General features: G+C 68.6%; 8 protein-coding genes. 6 read left to right on the top strand and 2 right to left on the bottom strand.

Translation table 11 applies throughout. The annotated features are described in order from the left end of the window. The first annotated feature begins 98 nt into the window (after nt 1-98). Complete coding sequence (locus Adu01nite_RS08395) at nt 99-305, top strand: hypothetical protein (RefSeq protein WP_203725956.1); 207 nt, start codon at nt 99-101, stop codon at nt 303-305. A gap of 50 nt (nt 306-355) precedes the next feature. On the opposite strand, the gene fxsT is transcribed toward Adu01nite_RS08395, so the two are convergent. Both fxsT and Adu01nite_RS08385 read right to left on the bottom strand, forming a co-directional pair. Then, entirely contained in the window at nt 356-3,763 is a 3,408-nt protein-coding gene (gene fxsT / locus Adu01nite_RS08390) for an FxSxx-COOH system tetratricopeptide repeat protein (protein WP_203725955.1), read from the bottom strand. 602 nt (nt 3,764-4,365) lie between these two features. Next, nucleotides 4,366-5,874 (bottom strand): right-handed parallel beta-helix repeat-containing protein, encoded by a 1,509-nt coding sequence (locus Adu01nite_RS08385; protein ID WP_203725954.1) that lies wholly within the window; start codon nt 5,872-5,874, stop codon nt 4,366-4,368. A gap of 147 nt (nt 5,875-6,021) precedes the next feature. Here Adu01nite_RS08385 and Adu01nite_RS08380 point away from each other — a divergent pair, with 147 nt between their 5' ends. The 5 genes from Adu01nite_RS08380 to Adu01nite_RS08360 all read left to right on the top strand — a co-directional run bounded on the left by Adu01nite_RS08380 (nt 6,022) and on the right by Adu01nite_RS08360 (nt 12,652). Continuing rightward, a complete protein-coding gene (locus tag Adu01nite_RS08380) occupies nt 6,022-7,899 on the top strand; it encodes a right-handed parallel beta-helix repeat-containing protein (protein WP_203725953.1) in 1,878 nt (625 codons plus the stop codon). 28 nt (nt 7,900-7,927) lie between these two features. Beyond that, entirely contained in the window at nt 7,928-8,779 is an 852-nt protein-coding gene (locus Adu01nite_RS08375) for a patatin-like phospholipase family protein (protein WP_203725952.1), read from the top strand. A gap of 350 nt (nt 8,780-9,129) precedes the next feature. Further along, nucleotides 9,130-10,632, top strand: a complete 1,503-nt coding sequence (locus Adu01nite_RS08370; RefSeq protein WP_203725951.1) for an APC family permease — start codon at nt 9,130-9,132, stop codon at nt 10,630-10,632. Beyond that, nucleotides 10,632-11,396, top strand: a complete 765-nt coding sequence (locus Adu01nite_RS08365) for an alpha/beta fold hydrolase (RefSeq protein ID WP_203725950.1) — start codon at nt 10,632-10,634, stop codon at nt 11,394-11,396. The genes Adu01nite_RS08370 and Adu01nite_RS08365 overlap by 1 nt, the downstream gene beginning before the upstream one ends. Continuing rightward, a complete protein-coding gene (locus Adu01nite_RS08360; RefSeq protein ID WP_203725949.1) occupies nt 11,393-12,652 on the top strand; it encodes a hypothetical protein in 1,260 nt (419 codons plus the stop codon). The genes Adu01nite_RS08365 and Adu01nite_RS08360 overlap by 4 nt, the downstream gene beginning before the upstream one ends. Nucleotide 12,653 lies beyond the last annotated feature (1 nt).

Below are 12,653 nucleotides of genomic sequence, written 5' to 3'. Positions count from 1 at the left end.
TCGTGCCTTGCATCCCAGCGGATATGAGAGACTGGCGAAGATGAATGGCGAAAGGTCCCGCGTGCCGCCATCCCGGTGACCGTACGCTCAACCCCGGCGTGGCCGGCCTTGAGAAGGGAATCTGCGCTGTGGATCTCGATCCCCCAGAGATCGAAACTGATTTGATCGACTTAACGGGTACTTCTCTCCGCGATCTCTGCAAGGCAGATCGCCGGCTTCTCGAGCCGTCGAAGTCGATATTGTTCGAACAACTGGAGCACGCTCGGGTCAATCTGGGCTCCGGCCCACCTGGGCGCATCGACTGAGACGGCGGATGGCGACGGCGGGAAGCCGTCACCATCCGCGATCCGGCGTGCTAGAGCGGCATCGGGTCGACGTCACAGTCGGCCCGCAGGTTCTGAAGTGCATTCAGCGTCGCAGGGTGGCGCTCGCCCAGGGCTCGGCGCAGGCTCGCCAGCGTGTCCGAGAGAATTCGATCGGCTTCGGCCACCCGCTCCAACGCCCTGAGGTCCAACGCCAGATTGACGCTGCAGGCGAGTGTCGAAGGGTGATCATGGCCGAGAATGCGCTCCGACCTGGCGAGCGTGTCGATGTCATGTTCGTAGGCCTCGCCCACGTCTCCGGTCGCAAACAGGTCACTGCCATAGTTGGTTGCGCAGATAAGCGTGACCGGATGATCGGCGCCGAGCGTTTCTCTGAGAATACTCAGGGAATCCTTGTCATGACCCAGCGCCGAGTCGAGCGCTCCGTCCAGGCGAAGAATGACGGCGAGGTTCGTCCGTGCCGAAAGTGTGTACGGGTGCCGCGCGCCGAAGAGTCGCACATACCTTTCCAGCGTGTCTTCGGCCAGCTTGCGGGCGCCTTGCAGATCTCCGTCGTGGCGGCGGTCGACCGCAAGGTTCTGCGCCGTCGCGATGGTCTCAGGATAGTCGTCGCCATAACGGCGCTGGTATTTGTCGAACGTCTCACTCGACATCTTCAACGCCCCTGGGTGGTCGCCCGCCTTGCGGCGGGCCACCGCCAGGGCCCGAGCCATCCGCAGCGTTGCCGGGGCGTCCTTGCCGAAGATTTCGATGCTTCGGGCATATGCGCCCTCGTGTTCTTTGCGAGCCGCGACGTAATCGCCGGACTCGCGCCGGTCGATAAGAAGGTTGTAGAGCGAGAGCGTGGCAGCGTCGCTGTCCGATCCGAGCACATTGACCAGGCGGCGGTAGTTGTCCCGATCGAGTTTTTCAGCTTCCTGGAACAAACCCAGGATCCGAAGATTGACGCCGAGGTTGTTCGTGCCTTGCAAGGTGATGGGATCGTCCGGCCCGAAGGCGCGTCGTGCGGCCTCCACGGCGCGCTGATCGAGTTCCAGGGCAGACTGGAAGTCGCCGGTCACCCGCAAGTCCATCGCAACGACCTTCATCGCGTCCAGCGTGCCCTCGTCCTCGTCGCCGAAGGTCTGCCGATAGAGCTCGAGGGTCTGCTTGTTCAGTTCCCGGGCATCCTCGTACCTGCCGTTGACGAAATACATCCAACTGAGCCACTTCGCCAGCCGCAAGGTGTGCGCGTCGGCCGGGCCGCGGTCGACCTTCCGATGTTCGAACGACTGCTCGGCCAGAGCTTCGCTGCCCTTGTGATCGCCGAAGTAGTACAGGTACTGCACGACACTGAAGACGAGGTCGTGTACTCGGGGCTCGTCCGAGGACACCGCGTCCGATGCCTCCACGTGCGCGCGGAGTGCGCTGTAGCGGTCCCACTGGCTCCGCCGGCCCGGTTCATTCGGGTCCGCGTTCGCCAGCAGGGTGTTCGCGCCCCGTCGCATGCGCTTCTGTTGACCCTCGTCCATGCTGTCGGTCAGCACCAATCGGATGAGGCGGTGAATCTGGAGTGTGTTGTTGCGGTGGTCATACTTTGCCAGCGCCAGCTTCAGGATGTCGCGGATCGCCCGGCCGATGCTGTAGGTGTCGCGCAACATGGCGTCCAGCTCCGGCGTGATGTCTGCTGCGCTCGAGCCGGTGAACAGATTGCGGGAGATCGGCTCCGGGGCGAAGAACGAGCAGACCTGCAACAGCTCAAGGGCGGCGAGGTTGCCCTCGGCCAGCTTCCCGAGCGACATGCTCCACGCCGCCCGCACGGTGAGCCGGTAGTCCGGCGGCGGGTCCACGTCGAAGAGTTCCAGCCGCTTCTCGCTCAGCAGCCGGAGATACTCCGTCGTTTCCATGCCGGTGGTCGCTCGCCAGGCGGAAGCTGCCTCGATCGCGAGTGGCAGGTCACCGAGCGCCTCGGCCAGGCTGTTTGCGTCCTCGTCGTGCAGATCGCTGTTGCGGTTCTGCAGAAAGGTGATGCTTTCGTCGCGGGTGAAAACATCGACCTCGAGTGCGCGAGTTCCCCGTTCCCAGTCAGGGTTCCGAGAAGTCACCAGAATTTGGCCGGCACCGCCGGTCGGGAAGTATTTCCGGGCCTCGGTGGGATTTTCGGCGTTGTCGAACACCAAAAGCCAGTCGCGATAGCCTGTTATTCCCGTGCTCAATGCCTCTTGCACCGCAGGGACGGCCGCATTGGCCTCGAGGCTGACATCCAGTTTCAGGCGCTGTGCCAGCTTTGTCAGTGACGACAGAATCTGACCGGTGTCCTCGGCCGGGATCCACCAGATCAAATCGTATTCGCGGCTGTGGCGATGAACGTATTCAATGGCTATTTGAGACTTGCCGACGCCACCCATGCCATGGATGGCCTGCGGTAGAACGGCGGTCTGGCGTCGTTCGCTGAGTTCGTTGTGAAGCGTTTCGAGAAATTCTTCCCGACCGGTGAAGTCGGGGTTTCTCTGTGGTACTTCTCCCCATACTTGCGGAAGCTTTTCATGGGTGAGCTTCCGGTCGGCGACGGGAGCCATATCATCTCCAATCTTTTCGCTCGTGTCGCCATGGGTCGCCGGCACGGCCTCGGCATCGGCCCTTGAGCTGGGCCCGATATCAACAGCTGGCATGAATCTTGTTCGCGTGTCGTGCTGGTTGTCCATATCACCATTTTCGTCACCAAAGCCACCAAGCTGACCATCGGGGGCGATAAACTGCAAATCGTCCGACATTACGCCTGGTGGCGACGGGTCCGACGGCACATCGGGAGTGTCACCCCGGACGGCGGCTTCGGTGTCGGGGCCCGACGTCACGTCGTCGAGCAACTCGAGCCTCTCGGCGACCTGCTCGACCCAGGCCGCCAACTCCGCGCGGAGGGTGCCGTCGAGCTCGGCCGCGACTCGGTGCGCGAGGATCAGGGCGGTGGCGGTATGCCGGGCGGTGTCACGGCCTGCGGCGAAATCGAATGCCTGCACGAGGTCTGGCGGAGGCTTGATGGAGCCGGAGATCGTCGACAGGGTGATCTCGTGCCATACGGCGTCGTCGGCTTCGGCCGCGGCCCTCCGAAGGAGGTGATGCGCTTGTTGGCTCTCGCCCTGCAGGAGGAGGCTGGCCAGGCTGGCATTGTCGACGAGGGAGCACGCCAGCCGGGTGCCGGGCGCCTCCGGCGCCATGACGATCAATGCTTCTTTGAGTGCGCGGAGCCCTCCGCGGGTGCTTATGCAGGCAAGGACGATCTCAATTACATGGGTCCTGGCCTGATCGCGTTCCGGGACGTCGGGGAACGTGCGGACGTCGCGCCGGACCAGGTTAATCAGCAATCTCCGGTCGGCAAGACTATGTGTGACCGGCACGTCGACCAGGGCGGCCACCAGAGCTTTCCGGAGCTCTGCCGCGGGATCCCGCTTGGTGTTGGTCAACGTCAGAGCCCCCAAATGCTGCGATGACAACGGTCGACGCGCTTCAATGAGTGGCCGGGCTTAAGTAATAGGTTGGCAGCCTACTGGGTCCTGGCCCAAGGCCCCAAACCCGACTGTTAGCCAGGTGGAAAGTTTCTCGGCTGTCGTCGAGTAGCTAATAATGCAAGTTGCACGGATAGGCGTACCATGCCCGAGTATGTGCACTGTGGAGGCGGGCACGCAAGGTAGCTCAGGGTTTCCTGCCCGACCGTGGTAGGCGATCGGGGCTCCCATGGTCACTATCGGGCGATCTTAGTCAGCCCCACGGTGCCGTTATCAAACAGAAATAGGATCTGAAGTCGTTTAATGGTCAACTGCCTTGACCGGGTCGAATAGTTGTGAGTTGCCGGCGCCTCCGGCATGCGGCGGCCGCGGTACCCGCCGGCAGGCGGGCCGACGCCGGTCTCGGCACCTGCACCCGCCCGGCCTCCAGCTCACGGATCGCCCGGACGCTGACCCGGCCCGCTCGGCCGGCTCCTCCTGCGTCAGGCCCAGCCGCCGCCGCTGATCCACGAACATAAGCCTCCCCGTGGGGTCAGTGCGCCACCCGCCGAACCGCGGGCCTACCAGCCGACGTTGTCCGCGGCGAGCACCCCCGAGTGCAGGTTGACGCCGTTCTGGGTGGCGCGCCAGCGGGTGCCGGTGACCGTCATGCCGCTGCCGGTGGCGACGTCCACCGCCCACCGGGCGCTGCCGTAGACGACCGTGTCCTTGACGACCACCCGGTTGGAGGTGGTCACCGAGACGCCGTCGTAGACCTTGTCGGCGGCGTTCGTCCAGCCGTAGCCCGGGTCCTGCACGATGTTGCCGCTGATCTGGGCGATGTCGGCGCCTTCGAGGCGGATGCCGTGCAGGTGCGACCGGTAGACGTGGTTGCCGGTGATCCGGGTGACCTCGGCGCCGACCACCTTGATGCCGAAGTCGCCGGGTGCGTTGTCCTGCAGGTCGATCCGGTTGTCGGCGATGATCGTGCCGCTGACCTGCGCCGTCCCGTCCTCCTGCACCAGGATCCCGCCGTCGGTGGGCTGCAGGATCACGTTGCCGGAGACGACCGTGCCGGTCACCGACCTGTCGAGCGGGTCGCCGGCGAGGATGCGCACGCCGCGCTGCGGGCGCCGGAACACGTTGCCGGTGATCGTGTTGCCCACGCTCACCTCGTCGCCGATGAAGACGCCGTCCTTGCCGCCCTCGGTGGTGTTGCCGACGATGGTCGTGCCGGTGCACCCGTAGCAGTCGATGCTGTTGTCGACGAAGCCGACGATCGTGTTGTTCTCGATCCGGCCGCTGCGGCCGCGGCCGTTGGAGACGCCCTGCGACGTGCCCGTCGCGTCGGCGCCGGCGACGATCAGGTTGCCGCTGCACTCGTAGTAGCTGATCTCGGGCTGGCCGCGGAAGTAGACGCCCCAGTCGCAGTCCAGCAGGTGGCTGTCGACCAGCGTGGTGTAGTCGGCGGCGATCCGCAGCGTGGCCACGAAGGACGTGTCCAGCTTGCCGTCGCTGCCCAGCGGCGGGCGGTGCCCGCAATGCTGGAACAGGCAGCCCGCGATCCGGGTGCGGACCGCCCCCGGGTTCACCAGGATCGCGCTCTCGGCGAGGTCGGTGAAGCGGCAACCCTCGATCCGCGATCCGGGCGCGGTGTCCTCGACGATGATCGCCTTGCCGCCCGCCTGGGCGCGGATCGCCGGGTCGATGCCCTCGAACGCCAGGCCGGAGACCTGGTGCGCGGCCGCCTTCAGGCGCAGCGGACCATGTTTGGCACCGCTGAACCGGATGATCGCGCCGGTGCCCACCAGGAACTGCGGGGTGGCCTGGCCGGCGATCAGGTCCGCGGTCACCCGGTAGATCCTGTCCGGGCCGCCGAAATCGAGCACCCGGGCCTGGGCCAGAGCACGGTTGAGCGCCGCGGTGTCGTCGGCCACGCCGTCGCCGGCCGCCTGGAAGTCGGCCGGCGTCGCGACCGGCCCGGCGGCGGCGGCCAGGGCGGGCGCGGCGGGTGCGCCGACCGCCGCGGTGACGCCGACCACCGGCGCTCCGGCCAGCAGAATCCGGCGGCTGATTCCCCGTGTTGTCACAGATTCGTCCCCTCGTACCGATCGTGTGAGGGCGGGATCATATCGACGGGCGAGAGCCCCGCGCTGTCCCGCGGCGGGGCCACACGAGACGACCGCGCCGCCGTACGCTGCTCCCGCCACGAAGTAGCAAGAACGGGGAAATCTACTGTGGACACAAGTGTGCCCGGCGCGGCCGGTGACGGCGTCACGGACGACACCCTGGCCCTGCGCGCGGCGCTGGCCGGGCAGCGGGTGGTGGACCTGGGCGGTCCGGAGAACGTCTATCTGATCACCGGGACGCTCACCCTCGACCAGGCGGCCGGCCGGCGGCTCACCGGCCGGGGCGCGACGATCCTGGCCGGGACCTCGGGGCTGACCCTGCTCGATCTGGTCACCGGCGGGCACACCGTCGACGGGCTCGTTCTGCACGGCGGCACCGCCATCGTCGTACGCGGAGCCGGTGTTCGGATTGGATCTTGTGCTTTTGATGGTGTGGAAAGCACGGGCGTGCGGGTGGCTGGCGGCGGCGAACGCGTGATCGTGAACCGGTGCGCGTTCCGGAGCTCCGGACAGCTCGCGGTGGCCGTCGAGGGTGCGAAATACGCGACGGTGACCGGCAACGACGTCCAGGGCGGCGGCGGGTTCCGGTTCGGCTCGGGGTCGATCGGCTTCACCTGCCGGGGCAACACCCTCACCGGCGCGACCGGCATCGTGGTCAGCGGCGGCCGCTCCGGATCGATCACCGGCAACACCATTACCGGCGGCACCGGCGACGCGATCGTCAGCGAGGCGAGCAGCGCGCTGGTGATCGCCGGCAACACGGTCAGCGGCGGCAGCGGGGTCTCGGTCACCGGCACCACGGTCGGCGTCACCATCAGGGGAAACACCTTCCGGGACGTACGCCTCGGCGTGCAGCTCGCCGACACCGGCGGGTCCGTCCGCGGGGTGCTGATCACCGGGAACACGATCCTGCAGCCGGCCGCCGCGGGCGTTCAGGGCGTGGTGGGCGCGAGCCAGATCGCCGGCCTGCTGATCGCCGACAACAGCATCGACGTCGGCGGTGCGGGCACCTACGGCGTCGCGCTCACCGGTGTCGACAGCTCCCAGATCCGCGACAACCGGGTGCACCGCCCGAAGGCCGACGCGATCCGCCTCGACGCCGGGGCGATGATCCAGGTTGCCGGCAACACCGTGCGGGACGCCGGATACCCGGGCGCGGTCGCCGACGGCGTGTCGGTGAACGGCTCCGACCGGGTGTTCGTCCGGGACAACGTCGCCTACGGCGGCGGGCGCGCGGTGTTTCTCAACGCGGCGACCAACGCGACCGTGGCCGGCACCCGCTGGCGCTCGGCCGATCCGTCCGCGATCCAGGACACGGCCGAGTCGGCGACGCTGCTGGAGAACGTGGTGCTGACCGGCTGCCGGATCATGGCGCTGGGCGACTCGATCACCGACGGCATGGACCGCACGCGGCCCGGCGCGTACCGCAAGGTTCTCCGGCAGTTGCTCCTCGCCGCGAATTACTCGATCGATTTCGTCGGCACCCGCTACAACCGGGCCGGCGACCTCCCCGACCCCGACCACCAGGGCTACGAGGGCAAAAAGATCACCGACCTTGATGTACGGGTGGAAGCCGCGCTCCGGGCGACGGTGCCGCACGTCGTCCTGCTGCACATCGGCACCAACGACGTCTCCGACCTGACCCTGGCCGTCGCCACCCTCGAGCAGCAGCTGGGCGTGCTGGTCGACCGGATCCACGGCGTCGACGCGCGCATCGACCTGTTCGTTGCGAAGATCATCGACCGCCCGGTGAGCGCGACGATCATGGCGCGGATCAAGGAGTACAACGCCGCCGTGCAGCGGGTCGCCGACGCGCGGGTGGCGAGCGGCCGGCGGATCCGGGTGGTCGACATGTACCCGCTGCTGACCGTCGCCGCCGGGGACTACGAGGACGGCACGCACCCCAACGACCAGGGGTACGCCAAGATGGCCCAGAAGTGGTTCGACGGGCTGGTCGCGGTCCCGGGAGCGTTGTCCGCTCGCTGAAGGGGAGATCGAGCGATAGCGTGCGGTCATGGCGACACGTGCGTTGGTGCTGGGCGGTGGCGGCGTTACCGGCGTCGCCTGGGAGATCGGGATGCTGACCGGCCTGGCCGGGGCCGGGGCGGGGACCGACCTGACCGACGCCGACGTGGTCATCGGCACGTCCGCCGGGTCGGTGGTGGGCGCGCTGGTGGCGGGCGGCGTCGACGCGCAGGCGATGTACGCGAGCCAGCTCGCGCCGCCGGCCGCGGAGATCCCGGCCCGGCTCGGCGCGGGGATGATCCTGCGCTGGGCGTGGGCGGCGGTGGGCCGGCGCGACGACCAGAAGGCCCGGGCCCGGATCGGCGCGATGGCGCTCGCCGCGCCGACCCTGCCGGAGGCCGATCGCCGGGCGGTCATCGCGGCCCGCCTGGGTGACCAGGGCTGGCCCGACCGCCGGCTGCTGATCACCGCGGTCGACGCGCGGACCGGCGAGTTCGTGGTCTTCGACCGCGACCAGGATGTCGACCTGGTGGACGCGGTCGGCGCCAGCTGCGCGGTGCCCGGGGTCTGGCCACCGGTCACCATCGGCGATCGCCGCTTCATCGACGGCGGCGTGCGTTCGCCGGTCAACGCCGACCTCGCCGCCGGCTACGACCGGGTCGTCATCCTCGCGCCGGTGACCGCGAGCTTCGGCCCGGCGAACAGGTTGAGCCGGCACCTCGCCGCTCTCGGCACCGACGTCGTCCTGATCCGGCCGGACAAGGCCGCGAAACGTGCCTTCGGCCGCAACGTGCTGGATCCGGCGCATCGGGCGGCGGCGGCCCGGGCCGGCCACGCCCAGGCCGAGCTGGAGTCCGCACGGGTGGCCGAGGTCTGGGGCCGGCCCGCTCAGCGCGAGTAGCGGTGTTTGACGCCGGCCGGGAAGTACTGGTCCGGTGGCTGGACATTTTGCATGTGTTGCCAGCTCATCAACGATGTCTCACCTGTTGATCACGGCATTCTAATCCCTAGTAGTCCCATAGGCTTTCTGTTAACGTGATCGCGTGTCCCAGGCAGCCCACCTCATCAGCCGGCGATACCTCGACCTGTGTCGTCACGCCGGCTCTCGCGGTCGCTGTTCACCTTCCTGAGACCCCCCGACATCTCTGCGCCCTGACGCCGGCCTGATCGCCCGGCGCCGATGACGCCTGCCCGCCGACCGGCTCCACCGCCGCGCCGTGCCGAAAAACCGCGCCTGAAAGGCCCCCCGCCATGACCACTGACGAATCCACCCTCACCACCAGACCCCCGGCCGCCGACGGCGGGGGAGAGCTGCCCGCCGGCGCCGTGTCCGGGCTCGGCGTCTTCGCCCAGGGGCTGGCCGCGGCCGCCCCCAGCGTCGCGATCGCCGGCGTACCCGGCTCGTTGTTCCTCGTCGCCGGCAAAGGCGCCTTCTGGGCGGCGATCGTCGGCGGCGCGCTGGTCTACCTGATCGCCGCGCTCATCTCGTTCCAGGCCAAGCGGACCGTCTCCTCCGGATCGCTCGGCACCTACGCCGGCAACGGCCTCGGCCCGGTCGCCGCGTTCGTCACCGGCTGGGCGCTGATCCTCGGCTACATCGGCTTCGCGGCCGGCGGCGTGCTCGGCGCGGTGCTCTACTTCAACGCGTTCCTGCAGGAGATCGGCCTGCACACCGACCATCTGGCGATCAAGGTACTGCTGCTCGTGCTCGCCTCGGCCGCCGCCTTCTACCTGCCGTTCCGCGGGGTCAGCCTGTCGGTCAAGTGGGGTCTGGGCTTCGAGGTCGTGTCGCTGGTGGCGATCTTCGTGGTGCTGATCGCCTCCTACCTCCACTATGGCGCGAACCTCGACACCGAGCAGTTCAGCCTCAGCCATCTGGGTGCCAGCACCACCCTGATCGCCGCGGTCACCGCGGTCGGGTCGTACGCCGGGTTCGAGAGCTCCGCCTCCCTCGGCCACGAGGCCCGCGACGCGCACCGCAACGTGCCCCGGGCGGTGCTGCGGCTGGTCATCATCCTGTCCGCGCTCTACCTCTTCGCCACCTACCCGGAGGTCCTCGGCTTCCAGGGGCCGAAGCTGCTGGACGCCGACAGCACCCCGCTGCCGGTGGTCGCCGACAACGCGAACGTCGGCTGGGTCACCTACATCGTCACGCTGTCGCTCGGCACCGCGATGATCGTGTTCTCCGCGGCGGTCATCAACTCCGGGGCGCGCAGCCTGTTCACCCTGGCCCGCGAGCACGCCCTGCCCGCCTCGCTCGGCCGGGTGCACGCCTCCTTCCGTACGCCGCACGTCGCGATCGCCCTGGTCAGCGTGGTCGGCTTCATCATCGGCCTGATCGGCACGGTCAACTCGGTCGGCCGGTTCCAGTGGGACGTCTACGTCGGCATCGTCTCCAGCTACGCCTACCTGTTCGCCTACCTGCTGGTGGCGATCGCGACCCCGCTGTGGCTGCGCAAGATCAAAGCCTTGACCCCGGGCGTCGTGGTGGTCGCGGTGCCGGCCGCGGCCGGCATCCTCTACGTGATCTACAAGAACCTGATCCCGGTCCCGGCCGGTGCCTACAAGTACCTCCCGTATGTGTTCATCGCCCTGCTCCTCGTCGGCCTGGCCCGCTTCCTGCAGCTGCGGGCGACCAAGCCGGAGATCGCCGCCCGGGTCGGCTCGATCCAGACGCTGTCCGAGGCCGAGCAGGAGCGCCTGGCCGAGCTGGGCATCCTCGACGCCGTCCACGGCGACCACCGGAGCAACTGATGCCCTTCTTCGACGGCGCCACCGGCCGCGTCTACTACCGCCACTGGTCCACTCCCGACCCGCGCGCCGCTCTGGTCTTCCTGCACGGGTTCGGCGAGCACACCGGCCTCTACCACCGTTACGCCGCCGAGCTCGGCGCCCACGGCATCGACCTGTGGGCGCTCGACGAGATCGGCCACGGCCTGACCGAGGGTTCGCGCGGGCATTTCGGTTCGCTCGACGACCTCGTCCAAAACGCTCGCGTTCTCGCGTCGCTGGCGAGAGAGCACGGCATACCGCTGGTGGTCGGCGGCCACTCACTCGGCAGTCTGGTCGCCGTGCTGACCGCGCTGGAGGAGGACTTCCGCGGCGTGGTGGTCAGCGGCGCCCCGCTGTCCCCGCTCGCGTGGCTGACCGAGGCGGCGGGCGAGACCCTCGACCTCGACCCCGAGGCCCTGTCGTCCGACCCGTTCTACCTCGACCAGCTGGAGACCGACCCCCTCGCGTTCACCTCCGGCGACATCGTGGAGCTGCTGGCCGCCGCGTTCCCGCCGGCCTGGGAGCGCCTCGACGCGGAGCTGCCCGGCCTGCGGGTGCCGCTGCTGGCCGTGCACGGCCAGGACGACCAGGTCGCGCCGCTCGACGGCGTCCGGCGATGGCAGGAGCGGCTGCCCGGCCTGCGGGTCGAGGTGATCGACGGCGCCGGGCACGACGTGCTCAACGAGGTCGCCCACCGCCGGGTCGCCGATACGGTCGCGGCGTTCGTGCTGGCGGTGACGGCATGACGCTGGACATCTCGGCCAAGGAACAGCAGGCGATCGCCGCCCTGCTGGAGTTCCCGCTGGTCTCGGCGATCACCGGGCGCCGGTCGCGCCGTTTCCCGGTCGGCGGCGCGATCCCGGCCGGCGCCCTCGCCTTCAGCAGCTCGAAGCCGGTGCAGCCGCTCAGCGAGGTGGAGCGGGCCCTGGTGCTGGCCACCGTCACCGGGGTGACCGGCTGGAACTTCGGCATCTCGCACCATCCGGGCTACGCCCCGGCCTTGCCGAACTACTCCGGATCGGCCGGCGGGCGCACGTTCCCGTCGGCGGCCGGCTTCCACACCACCGAGTTCTTCTTCACCGACGACTCCGGCACCTACTTCCTGTCCAGCCGGGACGCCGCCCCGGACCCGGACGAGGACTGGCTCGAAGCCACCGTCAAGCGCTACCACAAGCTCTCCGACCAGCGGATCTGGCTGCCCCGCGAGGAGCCCTACCTGGAGGGCCACAACACCTGGATCGCGAACCACCCCGGTTCGCTGCTGGTCATCCCGGTCGCCGACCTCGCCCAGCACCTGATCGCCAACCTGGCGTTCTTCCTGCAGAACGGCTACGGCGTCTACGACGACATCAACCACCGCCCGATCCCCGGCAGCGACCACCCGTCGCTGCGGCACGCCGGTGACCCGTTCCCGCTGTCCTTCGTCGAGCAGTACACGCTGGCCGAGGCGAGCGCCGAGCTGATCACCAGCGTCTACAACGGGCACCTGCTGCTCGGCGGCCTCGGCCTGGGCGGCTGGACGTTCGACGGGATCGACCGGCTGTCCATCCTCGGCGCCGCCGGGAATCCGGACGTGCCCGGCCTCGGCCTCCACGTCGAGCACGACGACCGCTGGCCGTTCCCCAACCCGACCGGCCTGCCCGGCGTCTTCGAGACCCTGACCCGCCCGCACGTGCGCGACGCCGAGGATGCGGTGGAGAGGTTCACCGAGCGCAAGTTCGGCCGCGGCGGCCCGTTCCACCCGGACACGCCCGGCCCGTGGGCGGACAACGCGGCGGTGCGCGGGTCGGCGGCGCCGTACGACGAGACGTTCCGCCGCCTGCTCACCGACGAGGTCCGCTACATCGACGACACCTTCGGCAAGGTGCCCGGCACGGTGCCGAGCGTGCACATCCTCAACTACCTGCAGGCCCAGCACCTGGACACCGACTTCTACGACCACCACTTCGGCGCCGGCGCCTACCTGGCGACCCACCGTGACCACCAGGAGATCTGGCACTGAG

The organism is Paractinoplanes durhamensis, from assembly GCF_016862175.1.
Lineage (GTDB): Bacteria > Actinomycetota > Actinomycetes > Mycobacteriales > Micromonosporaceae > Actinoplanes > Actinoplanes durhamensis.
Note: the sequence above shows the minus strand (reverse complement) of the source record. Positions and strands in the feature narration are given on the sequence as shown.